Source organism: Rubritalea squalenifaciens DSM 18772 (assembly GCF_900141815.1).
Classification (GTDB): domain Bacteria; phylum Verrucomicrobiota; class Verrucomicrobiia; order Verrucomicrobiales; family Akkermansiaceae; genus Rubritalea; species Rubritalea squalenifaciens.
Map to the genome: position 1 here is coordinate 166746 of NZ_FQYR01000005.1, position 24943 is coordinate 191688.

A 24943-nucleotide genomic window follows, 5' to 3' on the forward strand; every position below is an offset into this window, starting at 1 on the left:
AAATGCAGGATGGAGAGACCGGGATTTCTTCCACCGCAGCTCAAGAGCCGTAATTGGCTCCAGATTAATGGATCTGCCCGATCACTGTGTTGAGGTAGATAGAGACAAGGTCGAGAGCAGAAATTGATTGGTGATATTGAATATGGTATATAGACCCCTTATGCTGGGAAAAGAAGATGCATTGGGATGTCGCGCCTACCAGAGTGGATTTCAACTATCCCTTGGTGTAGAGCGGATATTCTCCTCGAGTCATGTATTGGGGCAGTATCGTCTGTAATCACTGAGGCTGATTTCTATCATGAAGAAGGAGTATTTTAATCCAGAGATTCCGTCGGTGGAATTTTTGATGCAAAGAGTGAAGAAGCGTCTGCCGGGTTTCGCCTACGATTACTTGGTGGGAGGTTGCTTTTCCGAGGTCAATCTTGAGCGGAACATCTCAGATATAAAACAAGTGCAGCTTAAGCCTTGGTATCTGCGGGACTTTGCTGGGGCTAGTCAACAGACTCAATTATTCGGGAAATCTTACGATTCTCCCTTTGGTGTAGCTCCAGTTGGTTTGCAGGGGCTCATGTGGCCCAGGTCCTGTGAGTACTTGGCTAGGGCTGCAAGAGATCATGGAGTGCCTTTTGTTCTCTCTACGGTTGGGACGGCGAGTATCGAAACGATCGCAGAGATTACCGAAGGGGAATTCTGGTTTCAGCTGTATCATCCTGCGGAGAATGAGCTTCGGGACAAGCTGTTGGAGCGGGCCTGGAGTGCAGGCTGCAGGACATTGGTGATTTTGGCTGATACGCCGACTTTTGCTTACCGACCCAAAGAAATTCGTAATGGTCTCTCTATTCCTCCGCGAATGACCTTAAGAAATATCATCCAGATGTGCCTTCACCCAAGTTGGTCCTTTGCTCAGCTGTCAGCAGGAGCTCCTGAATTTAAGACGATGAAGCCCTACATTCCTGAGGGTCTGAATATGAAACACCTCGGGCAATTCATGAATAAAACATTCTCAGGCCGTCTAACAGAGGATAAGATTGCGGCCATAAGAGACAGATGGAAGGGTAATCTGGTGATCAAGGGAATCGTCAATCCTGAGGATGCTGAGTTGGCTGTAAAGCTCGGCTTAGATGGTATGATTGTGTCTAACCATGGTGGGCGTCAGCTGGATCGAGGTCAGTCAACGGTCGAGCCATTGAAGGCGCTAGTGCCGGAGTTTAAGGGCAAGATCAAGATCATGATGGACAGCGGCATTCGTTCGGGTGAGGACATCGCGGCCGCTTTGGCATGTGGTGCTGATTTTACCTTTCTCGGGCGTACTCCGATGTATGGAGTCTGTGCCATGGGCGAGTATGGCGGGCACCATGTCTTTGAAATGCTCAAACGCCAGCTGCAGCAAGTGATGGAGCAGGTGGCGTGTGAAAAGGTCGAGGATTTCCCTAAGCACCTGGTATGAATTAGTCCGCAGATGGCGTGAGCTGCATTTGTACAGATTCACCACGCCAGGTGGTGATCAGGAGGCGTGTATTCTCCCCGGATGACTCTAGCTGGATCCCTTTGTCTCCCTTGGACGTAGAGAGAGACCACTTGCCTTTGAGTTCAATCACGGTAGTCGGAGATAGGGGGGCCTTGCCTGCCAAGGGGAGATCAATGTCGGTGATACTCAGCTGGAGGCTTTTATCTGCCTGGTGACGGATCAAGGCGATGCAGCTGCGGTCGGTGGAGAGTAAGGTCGTGTCACCCTTACTTTGATAGGGAGAAAAGGCGGCTGTGGCCTCTAGGTTCTTTGATTTGTTAGCGATCACGTGAGCCGTATCATCTTGTTGAATGATTTGGTAGTGAGCAGCGTGCTCGCTATGCCATGTTTTCATGAGCTCTGGTGTGGCATCCAGTACGATGTGGTATTGATAGCTTGCATTCCTTGGAGTGATTCCGTGCTCAAGCCAGGCAGTGGAGAAGTTGCCGGAGGTAGGCTTGCGGTCTGATTGATCCGGAGATTTTTGTAAGCCCGAATGGTGTTTTAGGTTTTGGTCTCCTGGTAGGTAGTAACCGGTGCCGAAAGGATCAATGAGCCAGCCATCTCCCTGAGAGCTCAGGTCTTCACCCTTTGTCGGCAGTGCTGCTTGAAATACAGTCGTGATTGTCGGGTAGGTTTTAGACTGGTTGCTGATACCGCTGCCTAAACAAATGATTTCCCGGTCGATGAGGAAAACGCTCTTACGTATGCGCAGTGACTGATCGTCTTTGCTTGGGTCAAGCTGGAAGAGGAAGGCTCCGAAATGCTTGCCCAGCTTTCCCGCTCCGGATGGATAGCTCTGTTGTTTTGGCCCCCAACCGTAGAAGCCCTTACTACCCTCGAGTTCATCAAAGGGAAGAAGCTGGCTAGTAGTTCCTGGGATCTGGCTCCAGTTCCAGCCCTCATTCAGCTGTCCGCTCTTGTGATCTGATGTTGTCTTGAAGATCTGTGTAGAGCCGTGGCTTAGATAACGGCCGTAGCGGTTGGCATCGCGGTAAGTTTCGTGAGATTTGATGCCGTCGCCAAAGCCCTTGAGCTGCACGGTAGAGTTACCCCATTTGTAGGATCCTCCTGCATTGTAGTTCATGACGTGAAAGCCTTGTGTACGTGAAGGTGAGATGCTTTCAACAAAGAGCTTTTGACTATCTCCGCCAAACATTTCCAAGTAGCAAGCCGCCAACTCGCTATCAACGTCACTAGTACCAGGTCGGCTAAGAGCTAGCTTCTGCAGAGCGCCTCTGCTGCTGGTGAGGTCATGGGTAATCGGGTGTCTGCCGCAGGCGTTGAATCCACAGTAGGGGTAGCCCCAATAGTTGGCTGCAAGATAAGCACGTTTCAATACTTCATAGGCTTCTGGAGTAATCTCAAAGGGTGTGCCATCCAGTTTGTGAACGACACTTGTGCTGATTTTGTCGATCGCTGGGATACCGTAGCCATGGTAATGCATGGCGTGGTGGAAGAGTGAGCCGTCAGGTTTGAAGCCCGAAGTCGTCCCCGGAGATTCGGAGCTAATTGTCTCGCTGATCCATTGTGAGTATCTTTTGATGCGAGCTACTTTGGCCGCATTATCTTCACCAATCATTTGGATGGTGAAGTCCGCCTGAGACAGGGTATTGAGATAGTCCATGTTCGCCAGCTCTTCGACTGGTGCAAATATTCTGTTAGAATTATAAAACCAAACAAGTGATTCTCTAGCTTGCTCAAGCAGCCTTGCTTTAGCAAGTGGTTCCTGCATCGCCGAAATCGCTGGAACCCAGGATCGGGTGCGGTAACCAAAGTGATGCATCGTGCCCAATGAACTGCCTGCCGTGAACCCTTGATCTAGCATGTGCTCGGTGAGCAGGCAGAACATTTCTGCTACACGTAATGCCTTGGCTTCCGCCCGATCATTCTGTGGAACCCGGTTGTAAGTACGCGCAAGATTGAGTAGGAAGTCACAAGTTTGTTGAAGTGTATGCGCCTGGAACTGCTCCAAGTTTTCTGGAGCTCCCACCTGCTGATGCTCCATGTAGATATGCTTACCCCGGATGCCATGTTCATCTTTGATGATTCCATAGGTGGCAAATTGCTTCTCTAGGCTGACGAGTATCTTGTCATTAAGTGGCTGAGATTTCTCTTTCATCTCGAGCCGCTTGGCAATGGTGGCTAGGGCCTTCATTTCTTGCCCGGTAATGGGGTTGTCTGCTCTCTGGTTTTGACCAAGCTCGTAAAGGTGCATGATTGGATCCCAGTGCCCTGCCTTTTTGGTGTCGGCACCATGGACAAAGGGGACTTGTGGATCACCGTGCTGATGGCGGGCATCGATGAATTTGTGAATCATGGTGTCGCCAATCCAGAGCGTTCCCTTAGGGATGTTGGCTGGAGCTTGGATGGTGACATAATCCATGGGAGCACTTGGTTTTTCTCCCAGCATGTCTCGGTCATAGGAAACCCAGGCAGTGCGCCAGCCTGTGAAGTTCAGACTAAAGTAAAAATGGCAGATCTCTTTTTCGTCCGCGCCAAAGGAGAAGCGCAGCTTAGCGTCCTTGTGTGGTGTTTTGTTGTAGATCCATACGGTGAAGCAGTTCTGCACTGGGTGTGGGAACTTGTATTTTCCTCGGGCTTGCTTGGGGGGCATCCAGGGGATGGGGCGGTGGAGGGTGAGGCTTGACTGATTTTTCCAGTCCCAGCGTAGGGAATAGTCGCTCCAGACATGGTGCGTGTTGTCAGTGTTTACCGAGGAGTTTTGCCAGCTAAGCCCTGTAGGAAGTTCTGCTGAGGGAATGAGCAATTCGCTCGGGTTCTTTTCTTGGCCGGGTGCAAAAGCATCGGTATTTCCAGACGTGTAGCTGAGGCTCTCTTCTGTAGGATGCTGTGGTTCTGTGGCGCTTTTCTGACTCCGGTGACAGGAGCTAAGGAGGAATGATACCGCGAACAATGGGTAAAAATAGGAATGCATGTGAGCTTATAGAGTGGCGTAATATATTCTTTATCTATAATACAGGTAGGAGGTGTGCAAGGGAATAACGAGTCAGTAATTTGGTGGAAATAAAAAGCCCCAAGCAGAGAGAGTCACTGCTTGGGGAAGAAATAAGTGAGGAACAGGCTATTTAAGTGTTTTGATGTAGGAGAGTAGATCCAGGATAGTTTGATCCGGCAGTTTATCGAAGGTTCCCGACGGCATGAATGATTTGGAACCGACGTGCTCTTGTTTGGCAATGGTACGGTGAGGTATGAAGGTGGTAAGGCCTCCTTGGATTGCCAACATCGTGCCTCGTTCGCTTTGCTTCAGCTTGTAGCCCTCAAAGATGTGACCAGCGGAGTCAGTGACCCGGTAAAGGACGTAGGCGCCCTCTGCGGCCTCATCAGGAAGCAGGATGGCAGTCAGCAGGTGTTCCAAGTCCCGATTGGCTGAACCGTCAAGAGCGGGTGCGATTCCAACGCCGTCTTCACCCACTACATGGCAAGTAAGGCACATGCCAGTGAAGACCGCTTTGCCTGTGGTGGTATTGCCTGGTTTTTCCGCATAGAGTCGTGTGAGTTCAGGGATACGTTTAGTGACAGCATTTTTAATTGCTGCTGCTTCTTTGTCTAAGTGTTTGCTGAGCTGATCTTTGATCTCACCCTTGGGTAAGGTGTCCACGGTACGTTGGATGATAGCGCTAGGAATGTCAGTAACGAGGAGTTCATTATTATCGATGAGTGAGGCGAGGAGTTTGCAGCCCTGCACGGTGGAGCCCATCGCGCTGATAAGGGCGTGTTTGTTATTTTCGTTCTTCTTCAGGAAAGCCGTCACTTCAGGAAGAGAGTTTATACCTTTAGCCTGAGTGTAGGCAGTCAGTGCCTCGATCCGCAGGTCGCTAGATTTGCTAGTATCGTTTGCGATCTGCAGCAGGGTATTGGTGTGTGCAGCTGGAAGGTGTGAGAGGAATTTGATAACTTCTCGTTGCAGTTTGGGATCTTTTGAATTATCTAACAATCTAGAAACGTCCTGATGGATATGAGTGATCCTGTAAGCCGAGGCTAGTTGTGTGCCCATTATCTGATCCTCGACATCATTTGATTTGATGAGGGTGAGGCAGGTGGCGGCTAGAGGGAATCCTACTTGGGTGGTATAAGTGTCTTGAATATGGTCCAAGGCGAGTTGAGCAATGTGCTGCGCATGCTCTCTGTTTGCAAAATATGGCGTAACAGCATTGGAGATCTGCTTGTTCTTACAGAGGTCAGCGATGATGGTAAGTGTCTCCTTGTCCAATGGTTGCTTCTGGATGCTGGTCCACTGCTTGAGGAATGAGGCTGTGCTCTGGTGGTCGAGGGCTTGCTGGGCCCACAGGATCTTTTCTGAGGGTTGCGCTTTGGCGAGTGTGCTCTCCAAATATTCTTTGAGTTGCTCAGGATAGCGCTCAAGGGCTCTTCGTGCCAGATAGCGTTCGAAGTTTTGTTCGTAATGGCCGCCGAGAGTATTATCGGGTGCTGGAGCATGGCAGAATGAAACCAAAAGATTGATGGTGTCTGCATTTGCCGATCCCAGATTCTCAAGCGTACGGATCACTTGGGAGCGTACCATCACATGGGGATCCTTGGCCAGAGGTGACAGGAGTTGGTACGCTACTTGTGCCGTCACCTTGAGGTTCGCCAGAGAACGTACAGTTTCACGGCGAAGGTTGGCATCCTCGTCCTTGAGGAGCTGCGACCAAGTGTCTTGGTCGAATACCTGGAGGCCTTCAAGTGCCCAGAGCGCGTGAATACGGGTAGTGCTCAGTTGAGTAGTGTCAGTAGCGACCTGGATCAGCTGAGGGGTGCAGTCCTTGGCCTGTCTGTCGATGATTTCAAAGGCTGCGTAGCGTTTAATGTGCAGGGAGGGAGACTGGAGGAAAGACAGCAGCTGATCGTTAGAAGCTGCATGGAGATTAGGAATTTCGCGTGGAGTTTGTGACTGGTGGCGGATGCGCCAGATGCGGCCGTGTGATTTGTCTCGGTCAGGATGAGTGGTGGCGACTTCATTGTGCGATACGATCTTGTTGTACCAGTCTGCGATGTAGAGGCAGCCGTCTGGTCCGAACTCGATGTTTACCGGGCGGAACCAATCGTCTTCTGACTTAAGTAGGTCTGGAAGGTGCTCGGCGGTCACTGTGCCGTCTGCATTACGCACGATACGCACGCAGTTGATGGTGGAGGTGATGGGGTTAGCCAGAAATGCGACGTCTTTGTATTCTTCCGGGAAGGTATTGGTCGTGTCGTCAGCAAAGGCCAGACCAGAGATACCGGTACCACCCACGCGGAATTTATGAAGTGCAGGAAAGAAGGGTTGATACTCGCGGAGCTTTTCGTTGCCGATACCTTTATAGGCGGTGTAAGGCTCTGCGGGGGTGACGGAGAGACCCATGTCATTGGCCTCCGTCATGTACCACTGACCGTTACTGCGAAGCTGAAATCCCCAGATGTTGTTAAGGCCTGCATTGACGAGTTCGACTTTGTTGCCATCGAGTGAGAATCGCGCAATTTTGGAGTAGTCGATGCGAGTAGAGCTTCCAGACTTAGTGGCAGTGATGTTCCCTTTGTTCAGGGCTCCCTGGGAAAAATTGATCCATCCTCCAGGTGCACGCACGAGTGTGTGAGCCATGGTGTGGGTGTCGGTGAAGCCGAAACCCGTCAGGACTGGTGTGCGCTTGTCAGCTGAGCCATTCTGGTCGGTGTCTTCGAGATAGAATAATTCTGATCCTTGGGCTACGAAGGCACCGTTCTTGTAGGGGAGAATGGACTGAGGGATTGTCAGGCCGCTTGCCCATTTGGTGACCGTGGGCTGCTTGTTCTCATAAAAGTTAGATAGGATGATGATGTCATCCTGACCTTTGGTTTTTCCCTGATAAAGGTCTTTGATTCGCTTGAATTCGGGGTTCTTGTCTTGCTCCTCAGGGTTATCCATCAGGCGAAGCAAGTCATTCCATTTAATGTCTTTGACGGGGTCGAGTGGATACATCCGAGCTGTCTGAGTCCAGAGTCGACCAGAGGCGTCAAAAGTGAGGTCAATGGGGTTGACGATGCCGTCCTTTTCCGAGGCCACGAGTTCAACCACGAAGCCCTCCGGTACGGTGAAGCCGGCCAGTTCTTGCTCCGGAGTGTAGGCTTCGGTGCGTCCTGATTGCGTCTTCTTCGCCGATGTGATACTAGTGCTTGCAATGAGAGCAAGTGTAATAGCTTGTTGTGAGTTCATGCGAGTAGTGAGGTGTGTGTTAGAGAGACTAGAGTTCAGTGATGGTGAGGTCTTGGAACTCTACCTTGGCTGCTCCTCCTGAGTGGATTTGAACAGCAATCACGCCTTTGCGTGGGATGTTCTTATCCTTCTCTACGTAGTCCGCGGTTTTGACGCCGTTGATGTAGATCTCATGGTGATCGCCTTTGCAGCGGATGATGTAGGAGTTCCAGCCAGTGGGGTTGAGTACTTTCTTGAGAACAGATAGGTCAGCCTTCACGAGTGCTTTATTGCGGCGGTGTTCATCATAGATGTCACCCCAGTACCCATTGCCTATATCCGCCTGATAACCGATGATTTTCGTGCCCTTGATGATGGAACGGTATTGGATGCCTGAATTGATCAAGCCGGTTTTTGGGTCACCTTGGATACGGAAGAGACAGCGGAATTCGAAGTCTTCGTATTCCTTCGTGGTAGCCAAGTATGTGTTAGTTGGGATTTTATCCTGAAGGTTACCGGATGTAATAATGCCATCGACTACTGACCATTGTGAAGTGAACTTAGGATTGACGGTTTGCCAGCCAGTGAGGTCTTTACCGTTAAATAGAGATGTCGTTTTGGCTGGCTCTGCTGGTGTAGCGATGGTGAGGAAACTGCAAAGGAGTAGGCTAGTTGCTAAGGAGTTCATAAAGTAATACGTCTTGGATTAGTTTTGGATGAAAATAAATACGCCCTTCTTACTTGATGTGATGATGTCCATTTTACCATCTGCATTCACATCAGCGCAGGTAATTTGGCGACCAACGCCTGAGTTGGAATCAATCAAGTACGGGAGGAAGAGAACGCTTCCGTCAGGGTTGCGAGTTGTGCGAAACCAATACAGGACGGCTGGATCATGCGCTCCAGGGTCTTTGCCATTGTGAGCGAAATAGCACTTGCCTGTTACGATATCCTTGATGCCGTCTCCATCGATATCAGCGCATCCCATGGCGTGGAGTTGAGAGAAGCATACATAGAATGGGCTGCCGCTGGCCTTATCAGTCATGATGGTGTGCGCTTTAAAATCGATCTGGTCTTGTTGGTTGCGGGTTTGTTCATACCAAGAGAGGCCATATCCATGCGCATCCAGCGCGGTGACGACGTCATTGTCTCCGTCGCCGTCTATATCGTATGCATACATTTGAGAGCCTCCTTTGCCGGGGGCGAACGGGTATGGGTGGAACGTCCATGGAGTTTTCTTGTCCCAGTTCTTCGGCTGTTCCCACCAGCCGGATTTTTCTAAAATGTCGGGCAAGCTGTCTCCATTGATGTCACCACAGCCTAGACCGTGGGAATACTTGGCGAGCCTATTGTGGGGTGGAGATATCTTGAGAATATTCCAATCCGATGATTGGTGAGTGGATGGAGTCGCGAGAGAAATGGAGTTTTGATGATAAGAGAGTAATTGTGGTTTCTCAGCTTTGAGCACATTTTGAAGTTGGGGGGACTCGTTGCAGACATGAGACTGGACCGTTTCATGACTGCAGGTTTTATCTTCATTACAATGACTAAATGGTGCTCTGCCTGGATTGATATATAGTTTGGCTTCGCTTCCCGGTAATCCTACATGGAGAATTTCCGGCCATTGATCTTCGGTGATGTGAGCGGGGAAGCAGAAGAAGTTTGTGGAGTAACCCTCCAGTCCTGGACCTTCAATAGGGAAGTCCTTGATAGGGGCGTAGGAGTAGGATTGGTCAAATTGAGGGCCTTTCCACCACAGGTGTCCTGCAATGATGTCTGTATGACCGTCTGCGTCAATGTCTGCTGCGGATGCGCCCTCGCTTACATACTTGTTAGAAAGGGTGATTTTTGTAAATGTAACGCTAGTTGGAGGTAGTTCCGCAGCTTGTAAAGATGCTGAAAGCGTAATGTATGTGAGTAAGAGGCGCATCTTTTTTGCTAGGATTAAACGTCAAAATCGAAGACGACGAGGCGCTCAAGGCGAGGTTGGACTAGGTCGACTACTTTCAGATGGTCTGGGTGGGGGAGGTAAGCATCTCTGGCCTCTGGTGTTTCAAAAGTCATGATGAAGCCGTGAGTGAAGCCATCATTGAGACCTTCATCGGATTTGTAGGGGCCGTGCTCTACACTGAGCAGGCCGGGAATTTTGTTAGCTAGATCTGCAAGCGCGATGAAGGACTCATTGATCTGCTCTTGAGTGATCTCTGACTTGAATTGGAAGACTCCGAAGTGGCGTGTCATTAGGCTAAAGGGTTCTTGATTTATTTTTCCGGGACGAAGTCGACCACAGTTGCTCTATCGAGTATGGGCAGGAGTTTCTCCACGAATGCTTTGTGGGCGGGATCGACCAGATACGCTTCAAGGTCTTTCTTGTTCTTGAAAGTGACTACAAAGCAGTGTGTCAGACCCTGATTGAGATTTTCGGGGCTCACGTTTTTACCCCATTCGAAGCCGATGATGGTTTTGACTTTGCTGGGAAGAGCTGCGAAGTCTTTCTCGATTTCGGTGATTTGCTCGGCTTTGGCGGAGTCCTTGAATTTGAAGAGGACGATGTGTCTGTACATAGTTTTGTCTTGGGCGAGAGCTAGTGGTGATAGTAGCAGGGTTAAGAGAAGTAATAGGCGCATGGCGTTAGTTTGGTTGTTTGTTGATTTTGATCAGCTCAAGGAGCTTATGTGCAGCAGCCTTGGCAAATGCCGGGGAGTTGATTTTCTCATCAAAGGTAAGTACCTCGCGTCTAGCATGCTGGTTGATTGATTCAAAGAGAGCTCTGTCTGCAACGGGGTCATGGAAAGACTGTCCTTTGGCTGAGATTACTGAGATTGCTTTGCTTGGTATGAGGATGGCTGTGGGAGCAGGATTGGCGTTGGCTTTCTCAGCAATAATTTTTCCTAGCTCAGCGCATTCCTCGGCATTGGTCCGCATCAGGGTGACCTGGGGATTGTGGATATAGAAAAGGCGGTTGCTGTATTTTCCCGGAACTGTCTCTCGCTCACCAAAGTTCGCCATGTCTAGGCAGCCCGGAGCAATGACAGCAGGTACTTGTGCTCTGGTCATGGCATCCATCCGCTCAGGTCCGGCAGTCAGTGTGGCCCCTGTCAGCTCGTCGGCCCACTCAGTAGTGGTGATATCCAGAACACCTTGGACCATTCCAGAGTCGATAAGTGCTTCCATGCTTCTGCCACCAGCTCCAGTGGAATGGAATACGAGAACTTCGTAGCCAGCTTCTTCTAACACACCCTTTGCAATATTGATGCAATCTGTGGTGTTACCAAACATGGAGGCGGCAATAAGCGGCTTGTCTGTAGAGGTGTCGACCTCACTTTCAACCATGCCACAGATCGCACCAGCTGCGCGTGTGAAGATCGTTTTTGATATAGAGTTGAGTCCAGCTACATCGACAATGGCTGGAATCATGGTGATGTCCTTGGTGCCGAGATAATGAGCGGTGTTGCCACTAGCCAAGGTGGAGACCATGACTTTAGGGAAGCCGATAGGAAGTGCGCGCATGGCTGATGTGGCAAGTGAGGTGCCACCGCCTCCGCCTAGTGAGATCACGCCGTCAATTTCTCCTCTCTCTTGAAGCTGCTTGAGGAGAACGGGAGCGGCTTTTGACATGGCGACAACGCATTCGCCTCGATCCTGATTCTCAAGCAAGGGTTGAAGATCTAACCCCGCAGCTTCTGCAACTTCGTGACGGGTGATATCTGGTTTCACCTGAGGCTCTGCGCCAGTGCCGACATCTATCATCACTACGTTATGGCCTTGTTGTTTGATGAGTTCCGCTACAAAAGCATGCTCGTGCCCTTTGGTGTCAAGAGTTCCCAGGATAGCTATAGTTTTAATGTTAGGTGTAGAGGCCATGGCTATTTGATGCGCTTTACGGGAATGGATTTAAATTCGCGCGTGAGCTCAGTGATCGAGTCTTCCACGGCGAGACGTTCGATGCTTGATGCTCCAACGAACCCAACCGTATCAGTGTGCTCATTGATGTATGCAGCATCGGATGGAGTGGCGATGGGACCGCCGTGTGAGAGAATGATAATGTCTTTATTGATCGAGTGTGCAGCTTCGCAGATGGCTTGTGTGGCTTTTGCTGCGGCATCTAGTCCGATGGCGGCGTCGCTGACTCCGATTGAACCACCAACGGTGCAGCCGACATGGGCGATGATGACATCGGCGCCAGCTTTCGCCATTTTCACGGCTTCTTCTGGTGTAGCCACGTAGACGATGGAGAAGAGATCCATTTTGGAGGTCGCGAGTTGAACACAGTCGATTTCCTTCTGAACTCCCATGTTAGTCTCTTCCAGTGATTGTCGGAAATGGCCGTCGATGATGGTGTGTGTGGGGAAATTGTTGATGCCGGAGAAGCCCATGTTTTTCACTTGGAGAAGCCAGTGCCACATGCGGCGGCGGGGGTCAGAGGCATGAACCCCGCAGATGACCGGAATTTCCTGGACTACAGGGAGTACTTCATACTCACCAATTTCCATGGCGATGGCATTGGCGTCCCCATAGGCCATCATGCCTGCAATGGATCCATGGCCCATCATGCGGAAGCGACCAGAGGCATAGATGATAATGAGGTCGGCGCCGCCTTGCTCGATGAACTTCGCGGAAATCCCTGAGCCTGCTCCTGCGACAATGATCGGCTCTCCTTTGGACAAGGTGTCTCTCAGTCGCTCGTTGACTTCTGATCGGGTGTAGGGATTTCCAATTCCTGTATATGGGTTCGGCATGGTGTGTTAGTGTAACAAGGTTGTCCTCATCTGTATCGCATTAAACGAGCAAGTTGAATGTAGTCTATCCACTTGTATCTATTCAAAGTCCACATTCGTTTCATTATTTCTGGAAGGAGGTTTGCTGTTCTGGTGTACTGTTGATGGTGAAATTTAATCAGGATGCACATGTTTATGGGGCTCGGAGCACTTGGTTCTCTATCGTGGCCAAGCCAGGGAGTGAGCGTCGGCTGTTGAAAGATGCCGCCGTGTGCACTTGGTTTTCCCAGCATAGGATCATGCATGCTGGTGTGATGGATGCCTGCTATCCCTACGCTGTGATGAGAGTGAATCCCGCAGGTACTTTCTTCATGGCTTGTACTAGTGGTGAAGGTGAGGTGCTTGTGGACGGGGTGTGGAAGACTTTGAAAAAAGGTCATGCCTGTTTGCTTCCGCCCTATGTGGCCAACGCTTTTCGATGCATAGAAGGCAAGCGCTGGACATTCGCCTGGGTACGCTACGATGAAGTGAAGGGTGAAAAAACGGTGGCGACACATCAGGCTCCTGTGATCGGAAAGTATCCTGTCGAGAATATCGAACGAGTTGTGCGTGGTATCCAGAGTGAGTGTCTTCTGGACGGTCGGGAAGATTTACTGGCTCTCTGGTCTGACCTTTTACATCGGCATGTACTAGGTTTTGCTGCGCCCAAGATGGTGGATGCTAGACTGGTGCGGATATGGGCATGTGTTGGCCAGGATATATCGCATAAGTGGACTCTGGATGAGTTGGCAGATTTGGGATATTTGAGTGGTGAGCACCTACGTCGCTTGTGTAAGCGTGACCTTGGAAGAAGTCCGCTTCAGCATTTGATTTACATGCGCTTGATGAGAGCCCGTAAGTTGCTTCTTGAGACGGATGATACAGTGGAGGCTATCTCTGAACAGGTAGGCTATGAAAGCGGTTTTAGTTTTTCTAACACCTTCAAAAAATGGATGGGCTGCCGTCCAAGTGACCTCCGCTCCTGAGGTGCGTTTCGAATATATATTAGTGTGTGTGGCTTATTCCTGAAGTTTACAGGATTGACTAATACTGAATTAGTCGAGAGCTGAGTTTCTAGCAGCTCTCGTTTAATCAACTAAATAAGCAATCCCATGTATACTCTAGCTACTCGCAAGGTCTATGGCTTGACCTTCATACTCCTGTTAAGTTCTCTCGATGGTCATTCTGCCATTGTCGCCGGACAAACAATCGGTGTCGATTTCGGCACGACTGCGGCTACCAACAACTTTAATTCTACCAATGCCACGGGCTCATTTGTAATGAGTAGTTTGATTGATACAGATGGTTCCACAGTATCTGGAGTTGAACTCTCGGTGGCCGGCATCGACTTCAGTAACGCAGACCCAAACATCGGCGCGCCCAGTGGTGCTGAGCCTGTAGTCTTTAATGAGAGTAATCTCTTGGATTTTTCTGGCGGTTTTGGGTCACCAGTGAACACGCTTACCCTGAATTTTACAGGACTGGATGATGGATTGATGTACGAATTGGATCTGGTGTCGGCTTTTGATGGGCGCAATCTGGCGGTGACTGTGAGCGCAGGAGGTGATTCCATTATCATTGATACGACATCGGTCAATCCCACTGCCCGCTTTGCTGAGTTGACTTCATCTGGCGGTGAATTGCTGATGACTGTTCAGTCTAGCGATGCGGTCGTCATCAATGCTCTGGCTCTCACGGCAGCCTCTGTGCCAGAGCCAGGTTCAGTATCTTTGCTTGGACTTGGTTCTCTCCTCTTTCTTCTCAAGAGGAGAAGGAACTAACGATCTCTACAAAAAAACACTGCCGTTGCGAAGCGGCAGTGTCTCTAGACATCCTAAATAAGGTGTATGTGTGTGGTATGAAATCTTAGGAATTCTTCTCACCAAACTCTCGGCACCAGTGGCAAACGAGGAATTTCTTGGAGTTGTGTGTTTCCTCTACAAGAGGCGAGTTGCAGCAACCGCAGTGGTGAGTGACTTTCTTAGGTGTATTCACCTTCTTGTCTTTGCGGGCCAGAATGATACCTGTCACCATCAGCGCGGAGGAGGAAAAGGCGCTGATGTATGGAGGATCGATAGAAAAGATATAAGCGATGAATGCTGCAAGTGTAATCACAGAGAGTACCACGAACAGCTTGGGCAAGCTGTTGCTCTTGGCTTCGGTCTCTTGCTCGGTAACTTGAGCGACCAAGCTGGAGATCGTGCGGTTTTCTGTGTAGGTATTATCCGGGTAATTCGTTGAATTTGTCATGTGCGTGGCCATGGTTAGTTCTAGAATTGGGGCAGTGATGAAATATCTAGCCCACGATCATGGCCGTGAAAAGATAAAAATTACACAATTGTAATAAAGGTGTAATGATTGCGTAAGTCCTTTACTTTAAGTGTTTGGGTTTTCCGAGGTGTGCTTAACTTTGTTTAATTAAATATTTTTTCAGATTCACCGAGTGGGGGAGTTTCCTGTGGAATCAAGGAAAAAGGTAGGAGGGTCTTAAGCTTCTATGCTTCACGCGCTCTTTTGGGTGAACAAGAAGTCATTTTTAGCTGCGTGGCTTATTTGATAAAAACCGTGGCTCCAGGACGAATGTAGTTGGGTAGCTCAATGGCATCCCAATTGGTGAGGCGGACACATCCAGCGCTACGAGATCGGCCGATGGTCTCCGGCGAATCAGTGCCATGGATGCCAATTCCTCGACGGCTGAGGCCCATCCAGATGACGCCCACCGGGTTATTGGGGCCCGAAGGAATGGTGAGTGCGCTGTTGCTGCGCTGTCCTGTCTTAAGAAGTGAGGCATCATAGCGCCAGGTAGGAAACTCGATTGCATTCATCATCTTCCATTGGCCTCTCCGGATGAACTGAGGCTGGCCAGGTGTGATGGGGAAGGCGGCCACGATGAGAGCTCGGTGCTCGTCCCATGGGGTGAGTTTAGGCTTGGCTGAGCTATCTTCCTCGATGATGAGGGCTCTGGGCGGAGCGCCAGATTTTAGGGCTTCTCCATCAACCTGAGTCTTTACTAATGGCTGAGACTCCAGTTGTTCTGGAGGACTTGAGTCCAGGCTGCCCAGTTCATCATTCTCAGCGAGTGCATCGCTGGTTTGTTCCTCGTATGGCGGGGCGCCTTCCAGAGGCTCGTAGATGCGTATCTGGTGTTTCGTGGTGTCAATGACAGCCCAGCGCTGGCTGAGTATGGGATCTTTCTTGTGGGTGCGACCGTCTGCTACCAATTCAATACGAAAGGGAGCCACATTGGGCACGATGAGCGGGGTGCGGGTGGTCGCCTGCTTGACTTTTTCTTTGCCATTCACGATTTCCAAGAAATCCACCGTGGTATGATAACGTTCTGCCATGAACTCGGCGATGGATCGGTATGGCATGCTCTTACGTCTGGCTTGGCTTGAGCGATTCTTGTTGTTGGCAAAGCCGGGATCGACCATCTTCGTGGCAAGATCCGGTACGATTGCAACGGCGTAGATGTCTTGAACTTCCTGCACAGCCAGTTTTTGGACCGCGTCCCAATCTCCTTCGGCAAGGCCGTTGCGCTTGTTATAGGCTTCGACCGCCATTTTGGTATAGGTGCCCATTTTGCCGTCGATCACGCCGGGCCCGAAGTGGTTTTGATCAAGAAAGATCTGTAGCCTGACTACTTCCTGGCGCTCTTCCGGAACTCCTTCAGAGCCGTTCTGAGCGAAGGTCTGAGTACAGAGAGCCAGCGTGCAAAATACCGTGATGAAGTGTAGGAAATTTAGCATATAACAATGAGAGACGACTACGCTCCGAATGTTCCCATTATTTCGGGAATTTCTCAACAGGTATCTGAGGTGCCTTAGGACATTATTCTTAATGCGATATAGGGTACGAGGTTGAATACTATGACCAGTAGCTTGAACGCAGCAACATATTGCATGTAGAGCAGGGGCATAGCCTGCTCATCCACTCCGAAGAGTTTCGCGTGCAGTTTGATGATGGAGTTTTTCAGCCCAAGTACAGCCAGTGTGCTAAACACCAACAGGCCTATGTTGATTAAAGTACACCAACCCAGTAGTTCGCGTAATTCTATCATTGTCATGATAAAATATCGTACTGGATCGGTGGGGGGTCAATGGAGTGGAGTCCTTATTCTGCGGCAAATTCTTCCAAACGACCGGCAATCTTTGCTGGCACGATGGCCGTGGTCAGTACGTCATTGCCCTCATAATCAGTCGAGATGACTTTGCACTCGTTATGAAGCAGGGCTACGAGATCACCGCGGTATTGTGGAATGCGGTAGGTGCGGCGGCGTACGCGATCACCCAGCATTTCAGAGCACTTTTGCTGCAGTTCTTCAATGCCTGTGCCAACTCTGGCTGACAGGAGGATGGTGTTCGGGAAGCGGTCTTGCAGACTGGCTAGAACGGACTGGTCCTCTATTTTATCGATTTTGTTCAGGACTGTGATCGAGGGTTTGTCCTCGGCACCCAATTCGCTTAGTACTTTGACCGTGGTATTATAAAACTCTATGGCTCTCGGGTCTGAAGCGTCCAGTACGTGGATCAAGAAATCAGCGAGAACCGCTTCTTCGAGAGTTGCCTTGAAGGCCTCCACCAAACGGTGGGGGAGATTTCTGACGAAACCTACGGTGTCTGTCAAAAGCAGGGTCTGGCCATCAGGAAGTTCGATGGAGCGCGTTGTTGTGTCCAGAGTGGCAAAGAGCATGTCTTTCGCCATGATGTCGGCCCCTGAGAGAATGTTCAGCAGAGTGGATTTACCTGCGTTTGTGTAGCCAACGATAGCTGCTTGCGGGGTTTCGTTCTTCTCGCGGTCTTTACGTCTAGTGGCACGCTGGCTGCGTACGGCCTCCAGTTCACGCTTTGTCCGGTCGATACGCTTGCGGGCTAGTCGGCGGTCAACTTCGATCTGCTGTTCACCCATACCACGAGCAGCGCCACCACCGCCAGAGCCACCGCCACCTTCACGGTCGAGGTGTCCCCACATCCTGGCCATACGTGGCAAGGCATACTGCATGCGGGCAAGGTCTACCTGGAGGCGGGCTTCTTTGGTCTGAGCTCGCTGAGCAAAAATATCCAAGATGACTTCCTCTCGGTCGATTACGCAGATTCCAGCGAGTTCTTCCCACTCTCGTTGCTGTGAGGGTGCAAGCTGATTGTCAAACACAATGCAGTCGCATTCGTGGGCGCGTGCATACTCCACAACTTCAGCAGCTTTGCCGGTACCACAGAGGTATTTCTTATGCATCGAGCGGGAATGGGCGAGCATGAGATCGGCAATGCCAATCCCCAAGGTGGTGACCAACTCCTCAAGCTCGTTGAGTAGACTGATATCTTCCTCTTCTTCGCGACGGTTGAATGACATGCGCACGAGGAGTGCGCGCTCTACCATTTGTGGTTTTTCCCGGACTTCGAACATCTGCTGCGTATTGAAGCGCAGACCTCTTACGTTGACGAATCTTTTTCAAGACTATTGTTCGCCTTGCTTCCGAGTGGAAAAAGAGGTGGGGCCCGTCAACTCGACGGACCCCTGTTATTATGCGTGTGAATGGGAGTTAAAACTCCCAGACAATGTCTAAAGTGAAGCGGTCTCTCATCAAGTTATCCTCCTCATCGGTGAGGGGGATTTCATAGGCTGCGCCGATGTTGACGGAGTCGCTGATGATATAGCGTGCGCCCAAGGCGAGAGTGACGATGTCTTCGTTCACTTTGGCATTGCTTGAGCCGAGGTTGATGAGATCTCCACCTTCAAAGTCGGTCACAGAGATCGGGGTTTCGGTGCCATCCCCTTCCTCAAAGGTGTGGAACCAGTTGATCTCCGCCAAAGGAATGAATTTTTCAGTAAGGCGATAGCTGACGTGTGCAGAGGCAAAGCCTGTGAGTGATTCAGCGTCACTGTCGAAAGGGACGTGTGTCCCGATTGAGCCAGAGAACTGCCAGTTGTCATGTAACTTGAGGCCGTTGACGATCAGGTTTACTGCTCCATCTCCATAGCCTTGGAATACGTCCCGGTTACCAGTGGGTACCTCTACCACGGCGGTGCCGCTCATCGCAAACTGGTTCACAGTATCATAGATGAACGCATACTTTACGCCTGCTGCGAGGTTGGCAAAGCCTTCTTGGTCCTCGAGAGTCTTGTCAGGATTAAAATCGATATAACCGTCTTTTGTTGCGACGATGGAGAAACGCTCGTTGAAGGCGTACTCCAACTGGACGGCCAGAAGGTTGAGGTCTCCACCGAGTTCGACATCGCCTCCAGCAAGACTGATCTCGTTAGGTAGACGATGGTGCATGAACATGGCATGGATGTTCGTGCGGGGGAGTGCCAAGTCTGCCAGTGTCGGGTTGGAGATCGGATTGATTGCCTTTGCGAATGGATTGGTAGGCTCCTGCTGCGTTTCCATGACAGGTTCCCCTGCGATGGCGAGAACTGCGGTGAGCGGGAGGAGTGCTGTAGTTGCAAGTTGTGACTTCATAATTCTGTCTGTTGCTGGTGAAGGGGTTCATTTCTTCACCTGATGAGGCCAATCTAGCAGTAGCTGGAGTGTTCTACTTCGCACGCTTAGGACAAAAGTTATGCATATTTTGATCTGATAAGATAGGGGCTAGATGTGTATTATTATAAGTTCGATGTGTGTATAGGTGTAGTGTTACTCATTAATAGTTATTTATTTGTTGTGTGGTTGTGGCTATTTTGCTATGTTGATAGATAGCACAATGTCCGTTTTTTGTGCTCTAACTATTGAAAGCCTCAAAATGCAAACTAAGAAAATTATACCCTTGATTACGCTGTGTGCAGGCACGTTAAATGCTGCAACAGTTGCCGTTACTGAAGATGGTTGGATTGATAATAATGATAATGCTGTGAAAGACGGTGGCACTGGTGTTAGGCTAAATATAGCTACGCCAAACACATCAAACATTCAGCAGTATACTCGTGTAGCATATTTCGGCTTTGATGTATCAAGCATCAATCTAGCTACCGTGACATCGGCGACGTTCAGAGTGACTGGTGCTCCTGATATATCGGGGTCGTACAATGGTCAGAATGTCATAAGGTTTTATCTCGTTGATAATAACATAAATGATCTATTTGATGAAACGACGTTGACTGATACCAACGCGCCCGGTCACAGCCTAGGTGATCGCTTGTCAGAGCAGCGTACAGCAGGTGTAATTATCGGTGATGTGGCCGTCGGTGATCCTGCGTCTAACCAAGCTTTTGAAGTAAACTTTTCAGCTTCGGCCATTGCTGATTTGGCAAATGATTCAAATAGCTTTCTAACGATTGTAGCTGAGTACAGAGGTCAGAATAACACCGGATATAATCCTCCGAATATTACAGGATTAGGATTTGTCTCAAAAGAAGGAGGAACTGGTTCTGCAACGCTGGAACTCATACCTGAACCATCAACTTCCGTGATGGGATCATTAACAGCTCTGGGTTTTCTTCTAAGGCGTAAGAGAAAATAGCCTCGTCATAGTTCATTCGCTCATCAATAGTATGATGTCGGAAGAATGAATGATCAGAAATTTTTAGAACAAACAGTTAACATGGCACGGGCAGGTGAATATGCTCGTGCCATTCCTCGTTTCGAGAGGCTGATTAAATCGTACCCAGACAATGTGCCACTTCGCTTGTTGTGGGCAAAGTCGTTGGTGCTAAATTTTCAATTTGATGAAGCTGAGTTAGTGTTAGAGCATATTCTTGAGGGGACGTCTAGAGATGCTTCTGTGATGATTGAAGTGGCAAAGTGTCGAGAGCAGGTAGATCAGTATGAGGCTGCGCTCAATATCTGGCGAGAAATTGCAGAAGGTGGTAGTTCTTATTCTCAGAAAGCATGGGTTGAAGTTTCTCGGTTGAGTGAGAGGTTGAATAGGGTGGAGGAGGCTCAGGAGGCTATCTTTAAGGCAGAAGTTTCGGGAGTGAGTAGTCCGCAGTATATATATGTGCGCTCACTGATTAATGAGAGATTGGGCAATTATGACGAAGCAATTGAAGGCTATCTTAAAATAGCGCAAAAAGCGCAGAGTCTGGAGATGCGTCAGTCTGCGTTGTGCCGGTTAGGCAAAATACATGAAGCAAGAGAAGATGTGGATAGGGCTGTGAAAGTTGTTCTTGAAGCAAAGTCTCTAGGCTGTCTTGAGGCGGTGAAAATGCGCAAAACGAGTCCAGTCTATGGTCCTGAAAAGTTCAGTGCGTGTGTATCCAACCCGAGTGGGGGCAGAGAGGATCACATTATGATGCTAGGCTTCCCTCGTTCTGGAACTACTTTGGTATCCAGGAGGCTTGCTTCACATTGTCAAATTCAGCTAATGGACGAATCACTGGTGGCAAGTCATGTTTTGAACAAGTATAATGCTCACAGAGGAAAGATAAGCGCCATTAAGTCGAAGGAGGCTTCATCAGAATATTGGAGCTGTGTGAGAAGGCTCATGCGAGATACTTGCGATGACGTTATTCTAGTCGACAAGAACCCTGCTTTATCACTTTGGGTGCCATGGTTTACCTCAGTATTCCCCAAGGCAAAAACACTATGGGTGGATCGTGATCCTCGGGATATTTTCGTAAGTTGCTTTTTTACTTATTTCCCGCTGAATGGTCTGACCAGCTATTTCTGGAATGCAGATTCTCTTGTTGATGTAATTGAGAAGGCCTGGAGGCATCGCAAGTATCTCAAGGACAATTGCGATCCGCATCTCGTTAAATTCATTTCATACGAGGCATTACTGGAAAATGATGGAAAGCTAGGCGCAGATATTTGGAAGTTTTTGGGCCTTGAATGCCCAGTGGAAGACACCAGAGAGAAAGCGGGCAAATTAATCAACTCACCTACATATGCTGATTCCATTAAGCCCATCTATCGCACTAGCATTTCTCGCTGGAGGAAATACGAAAATCATTTCTCCAAGCAGTTCGAACGCTTGAATAGGCTGCGTGAAGAAATGGGCTAGGCGTTTTGCCAGGTCTCGATACGTTTGGCGAGCCAGTTGATCCATGCCGGGTGGGTATTGAGGCAAGGGATCAATTCAAAGTCTTCGCCTCCGTGCTCAAGGAATTCCTCTTTGCCTTCCATGGCAATTTCTTCGAGTGTTTCTAGGCAGTCGGTGATGAAGGCTGGGCAGATAACGCGTAGCTTCTTCACGCCTTCTTTGGCGAGGCGCTCGATCTCAAAGTCGGTGTATGGCTTGAGCCATGGATCTTTGAGTAGACGGGACTGGAAGGAAATCGTGACATCATCGTGGTGGATGCCAGCCTTGGCCATGAGGGCGTAGGAAGTGGCAAAGCACTGATGGCGGTAGCAGGTGGCGTGCGCCGGGTGAGGCGTGTCACAGCACTTGTTGGTTGTAAGGCAGTGAGCGTGAGAGGGGTCACTCTTTTTCACCTGGCGCTCAGGAATGCCGTGGTAGGACATCATGAGGTGAGCACCTGTACCCTCATAATGCGGGCGGATGGACTCCCAGAGAGCTTCGATGTAGTCGTCGTCCTTGTAGAACGGCTGGACGAGGGTAGTCTTGATCTTGGCCATGCCATGCTTGTCGAGTTGCTCCATGAGTTCCACGACAGCGGACTCATAGGAGGACATGGCATAGTGAGGGTAGAGGGGGATGATGAGAAGGTCATCGATCCCGTCTTTCTTCATCTCGGATACGATGGAGGCGGTAGAAGGATTGCCGTAGCGCATGGCCAGGTAGATCGGGAGATCAACCTTTTCCTTAACCAGTTCCTGCTGCTGGTATGAAGTCACGATCAATGGGGATCCCTCTCCAGTCCAGACTTTGGAGTAGGCTTCGGCGGATTGCTTGGGGCGAGTAGGCAGAATGAAGAGTTTGAGGATGATCGTACGTACGATTGGATTAATATCCAAGACGCGCGGGTCGGAAAGAAACTCGTCAAGATAGGTGCGAACGTCCTTGGGGTCGGTGCTGTCCGGGGAGCCTAGATTGAGTAAGATGACGCCTTTAGCCATGATAATAAAAAAGAAGTGTTAGTTGGTGATCTGTTGGGTGGGCTGGGTCCTTGGGGAATGTTTGCACGCTTATGGAGTTTGGAAAGTGATTTTTTCACTTAGTGCCATGCCATTGAGAATGCAGTCACCTACAGAGATGCCTCCCCGGTAATTTCCTGTCAGATGGAGGCCTGGATAGTCTCTTTCTGTTTGTTCAATCTGCTTGAGGATCGTGCCATAGCCTAGGTTGAGCTGAGGGATGGCTTTTTCCCAGCGGATGAAGTTAGAGAATACCGGGTTCCCCTCGATCCCTAGCAGCCTGCGCAACTCGTCCATGACGGAGGCCTGCATGGCGCTGTCACTCATGTTGGCGTGTTCCGGAGTACGGGCTCCGCCTAGCATGACATTGATGGAAACACAGTCCTGCGGTGCTCGGTCTGGGAAGATGGTGCTGGAGAAGATGGCACCGAGCATTTTAGACTTCTCGCTCAGGGAGTTGAGCATACCAAATCCATCCAGAGGGTGCTTGATCTGATCCTTCTTGAAGCCGAGCAACATGCTGGTGACCGGTGGATAGTGAATCTGAGTCACCTTGGAAATGGCGTCCTGGAGCTGGTCGCTTAGTTCCAATTCATCGAGCTTGTGAGACGGGGCAGAGATGATCAGATGGTCGAAGGTGCCCATGCCAGTGGCTCCCGCTGAGGTGCGCCAATTCAAGCTCCATCTTTTTGTTTCAGGATTCTGGGAGATACTGCCGAACTCGCATCCGTATTTGATGGTGTCTTCTTCCAGAGCCTCTTTTAAGGCGTCGGGCAAGGACTGCATGCCGTTTCTGAAGCTGCAGAGTATAGGCTTGGGTAGCCTATTTGGATCTCCCTTCCCTTGTTTCTGCAGCTTTTTCTTTTTGAGCATGCCTTTGACTAGAGAGCCATGTTCTTGCTCCAGGGCCCAGAGGCGAGGGAAAGCATAGCGGGTAGCAAGTCGGTTTGGATCACCAGCATAAATACCACTGACAAAAGGACCTGCTGCCTTTTCCAGAAATTCCGGTCCGAGCCGACGGCGAACGAAGTCGGCAAAACTCTCCGTGCCTCCCTTGGGGTCACGCTTGGAGGTAAAAGGCTCACGCAAAAGGCGCAGCTTGGCTTTGAGCGAGAAGAGTGGGTTGACGATGGCGTTGAGCGGAGACGTGGGCAGGGCTTGGAGTTTTCCTCCCTTGATAATGAATCGCTTGTTCGCTGCCGGGTTGGCGTGAACGATCTCCGAATCAATGCCTACCTCCTGGATCAGGTCCAAGAGACGCTGGTCAGAGATCATTAGGGAGTTTGGGCCGTGCTCGATCAGGTAGCCTTCTGAGGTAGAAGTTTGAATGGCTCCTCCGCATCGCTGAGATGTTTCCAATAGGAGGACAGAGTGGCCCGCTTTCTGTAAATGGTAGGCAGCACTCAGGCCTGAGATGCCTGCGCCAAGGATCGCAATTTGTTTTCTCTCCTGAGTTTGGGACATAATGGGGAGTGGTCGGGTAACCAGTGAATGGGCGATCAGAGCCTATTAGGCAAGTCAGATATGCTTATATTTTTTGAACTTAGCAGTACGCTGAGAGTTAAACCTCTGCGTTCACTGTTTCCAGAGGCTGGTTTAGAGGTTCAAGTTTCTGAGGCTTAATGATCTGTTATCAAGGCTTATGGGATGCTGAGGAGTTCCACTTCGATGATGAGTGTCGAGTAGGGTGGAATCTTAGGGTCTAAGCCGCGTTCTCCATAGGCCAGCTCATGAGGGATATAGAAACAGAAGGTAGAGCCGGGGTTCATGAGTAGTACTCCCTCACACCAGCCTTTGATCACTTTGGATAAAGAGAAGGTGGATTCTTTGCCTCTCTGATGGCTGCTGTCGAATTCGGTGCCATCAATAAGCGTCCCTCGATAATGGACAGTCACCTGGCCATCTGGCGTGGGTTTCTCTCCCTGACCTTGAGTAAGGACGTGAAACTGTAAGCCTGAGGGAGTAGTTTGAATACTTGCCTTGGTAGCATTGTCAGCCAGGAAATCCTCGTTCTCTTTTTTATAGAGAAGACTGCGGTGTTCGCGGACCAGTTTGGTGGCTAGGATGTAATCTTTAGCGCTGATACTGCGTGCATTCCCCTCGGCTTGATCGAGGATCGCTTGCTGAATAGTTTCAGGAAGTAAGACTTTATCAGCCAAAGCCTCTTCTCCTTTTTTGAGGGCTGTCTTGTAACTCACGATTTCCAGTGCCTCCTGCAGTTCCATGGCCGAGGTTAAATCACACTACTCCGGAAAAAGATAGCCCCGGATAGCCTAAAGGGATGGATTAGATCTTTTTGAGTGAGTTAACGGAGACGCCTGAGGAGGACCTGGCGACAACGGTGCTGATACCGTAGAAGTCCCGGGCACCTGAGGTGAAGGAAATATCGTTGTTTAGATCCCTTGAGTCGTAGGCTCCATTGAGTGAGTTGCCGTCGTGACCATCATTCACGTAGTGGGTTTCTTCACTGAATGGAGGCATGGAGGCCTTAAAGGGGTAAGCTGGCGCTCATGTACTATCATCGGAGCGTTGTTGCA

22 protein-coding genes are annotated in these 24943 nt (G+C 49.9%); 5 read left to right on the plus strand and 17 right to left on the minus strand.

Annotation, left to right across the window (positions count from 1 at the left end; all coding sequences use genetic code 11):
• The first annotated feature begins 298 nt into the window (after positions 1-298).
• Positions 299-1447 (plus strand): alpha-hydroxy acid oxidase, encoded by a 1149-nt coding sequence (locus tag BUB27_RS14010; protein ID WP_143184487.1) that lies wholly within the window; start codon positions 299-301, stop codon positions 1445-1447.
• 1 nt (position 1448) lies between these two features.
• Here BUB27_RS14010 and BUB27_RS14015 read toward each other — a convergent pair whose 3' ends face one another.
• From BUB27_RS14015 to BUB27_RS14050, 8 genes are all read right to left on the minus strand, one after another.
• Positions 1449-4445, minus strand: a complete 2997-nt coding sequence (locus tag BUB27_RS14015; RefSeq protein WP_143184488.1) for a chondroitinase family polysaccharide lyase — start codon at positions 4443-4445, stop codon at positions 1449-1451.
• A 147-nt stretch (positions 4446-4592) separates the two neighbouring features.
• The gene (locus tag BUB27_RS14020) at positions 4593-7700 is read right to left on the minus strand and encodes a PVC-type heme-binding CxxCH protein (RefSeq protein ID WP_143184489.1); all 3108 of its coding nucleotides are present in this window, start codon (positions 7698-7700) and stop codon (positions 4593-4595) included.
• A 28-nt stretch (positions 7701-7728) separates the two neighbouring features.
• Entirely contained in the window at positions 7729-8367 is a 639-nt protein-coding gene (locus BUB27_RS14025) for a 3-keto-disaccharide hydrolase (protein ID WP_143184490.1), read from the minus strand.
• Positions 8368-8385: 18 nt separating this feature from the next.
• A complete protein-coding gene (locus tag BUB27_RS14030; protein ID WP_143184491.1) occupies positions 8386-9609 on the minus strand; it encodes an FG-GAP repeat domain-containing protein in 1224 nt (407 codons plus the stop codon).
• Between the two features lie 14 nt (positions 9610-9623).
• The gene (locus BUB27_RS14035; protein ID WP_143184492.1) at positions 9624-9920 is read right to left on the minus strand and encodes a Dabb family protein; all 297 of its coding nucleotides are present in this window, start codon (positions 9918-9920) and stop codon (positions 9624-9626) included.
• 20 nt (positions 9921-9940) lie between these two features.
• Positions 9941-10306, minus strand: coding sequence for a Dabb family protein (locus BUB27_RS14040; protein WP_143184493.1), 366 nt, complete (start codon positions 10304-10306; stop codon positions 9941-9943).
• Positions 10307-10310: 4 nt separating this feature from the next.
• Positions 10311-11543, minus strand: a complete 1233-nt coding sequence (locus BUB27_RS14045; protein WP_200797132.1) for a Tm-1-like ATP-binding domain-containing protein — start codon at positions 11541-11543, stop codon at positions 10311-10313.
• A 2-nt stretch (positions 11544-11545) separates the two neighbouring features.
• Positions 11546-12418 (minus strand): phosphoenolpyruvate hydrolase family protein, encoded by an 873-nt coding sequence (locus BUB27_RS14050; protein WP_143184494.1) that lies wholly within the window; start codon positions 12416-12418, stop codon positions 11546-11548.
• Positions 12419-12561: 143 nt separating this feature from the next.
• On the opposite strand from BUB27_RS14050, the gene BUB27_RS14055 reads away from it, so the two are divergent.
• Together BUB27_RS14055 and BUB27_RS14060 are read left to right on the plus strand one after the other, a co-directional pair.
• Positions 12562-13422, plus strand: coding sequence for a helix-turn-helix transcriptional regulator (locus BUB27_RS14055; RefSeq protein WP_143184495.1), 861 nt, complete (start codon positions 12562-12564; stop codon positions 13420-13422).
• A 126-nt stretch (positions 13423-13548) separates the two neighbouring features.
• The gene (locus tag BUB27_RS14060) at positions 13549-14217 is read left to right on the plus strand and encodes a PEP-CTERM sorting domain-containing protein (RefSeq protein ID WP_143184496.1); all 669 of its coding nucleotides are present in this window, start codon (positions 13549-13551) and stop codon (positions 14215-14217) included.
• Between the two features lie 85 nt (positions 14218-14302).
• Here the strand turns inward: BUB27_RS14060 and BUB27_RS14065 are convergent, their stop codons facing one another.
• The 5 genes from BUB27_RS14065 to BUB27_RS14080 form a co-directional block, all read right to left on the minus strand.
• Entirely contained in the window at positions 14303-14698 is a 396-nt protein-coding gene (locus BUB27_RS14065) for a hypothetical protein (RefSeq protein ID WP_159434974.1), read from the minus strand.
• A 287-nt stretch (positions 14699-14985) separates the two neighbouring features.
• On the minus strand, positions 14986-16182 hold the full coding sequence (locus BUB27_RS14070; protein WP_143184498.1) for a L,D-transpeptidase family protein: 1197 nt from the start codon (positions 16180-16182) through the stop codon (positions 14986-14988).
• Between the two features lie 74 nt (positions 16183-16256).
• Positions 16257-16499: a DUF6868 family protein gene (locus tag BUB27_RS19280; RefSeq protein ID WP_425500478.1), complete on the minus strand. Its 243-nt coding sequence runs from the start codon at positions 16497-16499 to the stop codon at positions 16257-16259.
• 47 nt (positions 16500-16546) lie between these two features.
• Complete coding sequence (hflX, locus tag BUB27_RS14075) at positions 16547-17836, minus strand: GTPase HflX (protein WP_143184499.1); 1290 nt, start codon at positions 17834-17836, stop codon at positions 16547-16549.
• A 136-nt stretch (positions 17837-17972) separates the two neighbouring features.
• On the minus strand, positions 17973-18893 hold the full coding sequence (locus BUB27_RS14080; RefSeq protein ID WP_143184500.1) for a transporter: 921 nt from the start codon (positions 18891-18893) through the stop codon (positions 17973-17975).
• A gap of 280 nt (positions 18894-19173) precedes the next feature.
• Here BUB27_RS14080 and BUB27_RS14085 point away from each other — a divergent pair, with 280 nt between their 5' ends.
• Positions 19174-19890 (plus strand): CBM96 family carbohydrate-binding protein, encoded by a 717-nt coding sequence (locus BUB27_RS14085; protein WP_143184501.1) that lies wholly within the window; start codon positions 19174-19176, stop codon positions 19888-19890.
• 45 nt (positions 19891-19935) lie between these two features.
• On the plus strand, positions 19936-21372 hold the full coding sequence (locus tag BUB27_RS14090; protein WP_143184502.1) for a tetratricopeptide repeat-containing sulfotransferase family protein: 1437 nt from the start codon (positions 19936-19938) through the stop codon (positions 21370-21372).
• On the opposite strand, the gene hemH is transcribed toward BUB27_RS14090, so the two are convergent.
• From hemH to BUB27_RS14110, 4 genes are all read right to left on the minus strand, one after another.
• Complete coding sequence (gene hemH, locus BUB27_RS14095) at positions 21369-22388, minus strand: ferrochelatase (protein WP_234991760.1); 1020 nt, start codon at positions 22386-22388, stop codon at positions 21369-21371. The two genes, BUB27_RS14090 and hemH, sit on opposite strands and share 4 nt — an antisense overlap.
• 69 nt (positions 22389-22457) lie before the next feature.
• The gene (hemG, locus tag BUB27_RS14100) at positions 22458-23870 is read right to left on the minus strand and encodes a protoporphyrinogen oxidase (RefSeq protein ID WP_143184504.1); all 1413 of its coding nucleotides are present in this window, start codon (positions 23868-23870) and stop codon (positions 22458-22460) included.
• A 176-nt stretch (positions 23871-24046) separates the two neighbouring features.
• The gene (locus BUB27_RS14105) at positions 24047-24631 is read right to left on the minus strand and encodes an FKBP-type peptidyl-prolyl cis-trans isomerase (protein ID WP_143184505.1); all 585 of its coding nucleotides are present in this window, start codon (positions 24629-24631) and stop codon (positions 24047-24049) included.
• 61 nt (positions 24632-24692) lie between these two features.
• Positions 24693-24887: a hypothetical protein gene (locus BUB27_RS14110; RefSeq protein WP_143184506.1), complete on the minus strand. Its 195-nt coding sequence runs from the start codon at positions 24885-24887 to the stop codon at positions 24693-24695.
• Between the last annotated feature and the right edge of the window lie 56 nt (positions 24888-24943).

Excerpts from the sequence above, each read along its gene's own strand:
- BUB27_RS14035 (WP_143184492.1), bottom strand. The coding sequence starts at position 9,920 with ATGACACGCCACTTCGGAGTCTTCCAATTCAAGTCAGAGATCACTCAA.
- BUB27_RS14060 (WP_143184496.1), top strand. The coding sequence starts at position 13,549 with ATGTATACTCTAGCTACTCGCAAGGTCTATGGCTTGACCTTCATACTC.
- BUB27_RS14065 (WP_159434974.1), bottom strand. The coding sequence starts at position 14,698 with ATGGCCACGCACATGACAAATTCAACGAATTACCCGGATAATACCTAC.
- BUB27_RS14045 (WP_200797132.1), bottom strand. The coding sequence starts at position 11,543 with ATGGCCTCTACACCTAACATTAAAACTATAGCTATCCTGGGAACTCTT.
- BUB27_RS14085 (WP_143184501.1), top strand. The coding sequence starts at position 19,174 with ATGCAAACTAAGAAAATTATACCCTTGATTACGCTGTGTGCAGGCACG.
- BUB27_RS14030 (WP_143184491.1), bottom strand. The coding sequence starts at position 9,609 with ATGCGCCTCTTACTCACATACATTACGCTTTCAGCATCTTTACAAGCT.
- BUB27_RS19280 (WP_425500478.1), bottom strand. The coding sequence starts at position 16,499 with ATGACAATGATAGAATTACGCGAACTACTGGGTTGGTGTACTTTAATC.
- BUB27_RS14015 (WP_143184488.1), bottom strand. The coding sequence starts at position 4,445 with ATGCATTCCTATTTTTACCCATTGTTCGCGGTATCATTCCTCCTTAGC.
- BUB27_RS14020 (WP_143184489.1), bottom strand. The coding sequence starts at position 7,700 with ATGAACTCACAACAAGCTATTACACTTGCTCTCATTGCAAGCACTAGT.
- BUB27_RS14105 (WP_143184505.1), bottom strand. The coding sequence starts at position 24,631 with ATGGAACTGCAGGAGGCACTGGAAATCGTGAGTTACAAGACAGCCCTC.
- BUB27_RS14025 (WP_143184490.1), bottom strand. The coding sequence starts at position 8,367 with ATGAACTCCTTAGCAACTAGCCTACTCCTTTGCAGTTTCCTCACCATC.
- hemG (WP_143184504.1), bottom strand. The coding sequence starts at position 23,870 with ATGTCCCAAACTCAGGAGAGAAAACAAATTGCGATCCTTGGCGCAGGC.
- BUB27_RS14080 (WP_143184500.1), bottom strand. The coding sequence starts at position 18,893 with ATGAAGTCACAACTTGCAACTACAGCACTCCTCCCGCTCACCGCAGTT.
- BUB27_RS14040 (WP_143184493.1), bottom strand. The coding sequence starts at position 10,306 with ATGCGCCTATTACTTCTCTTAACCCTGCTACTATCACCACTAGCTCTC.
- BUB27_RS14010 (WP_143184487.1), top strand. The coding sequence starts at position 299 with ATGAAGAAGGAGTATTTTAATCCAGAGATTCCGTCGGTGGAATTTTTG.
- BUB27_RS14055 (WP_143184495.1), top strand. The coding sequence starts at position 12,562 with ATGGTGAAATTTAATCAGGATGCACATGTTTATGGGGCTCGGAGCACT.
- hflX (WP_143184499.1), bottom strand. The coding sequence starts at position 17,836 with ATGTTCGAAGTCCGGGAAAAACCACAAATGGTAGAGCGCGCACTCCTC.
- BUB27_RS14090 (WP_143184502.1), top strand. The coding sequence starts at position 19,936 with ATGAATGATCAGAAATTTTTAGAACAAACAGTTAACATGGCACGGGCA.
- hemH (WP_234991760.1), bottom strand. The coding sequence starts at position 22,388 with ATGGCTAAAGGCGTCATCTTACTCAATCTAGGCTCCCCGGACAGCACC.
- BUB27_RS14050 (WP_143184494.1), bottom strand. The coding sequence starts at position 12,418 with ATGCCGAACCCATATACAGGAATTGGAAATCCCTACACCCGATCAGAA.
- BUB27_RS14070 (WP_143184498.1), bottom strand. The coding sequence starts at position 16,182 with ATGCTAAATTTCCTACACTTCATCACGGTATTTTGCACGCTGGCTCTC.
- BUB27_RS14110 (WP_143184506.1), bottom strand. The coding sequence starts at position 24,887 with ATGCCTCCATTCAGTGAAGAAACCCACTACGTGAATGATGGTCACGAC.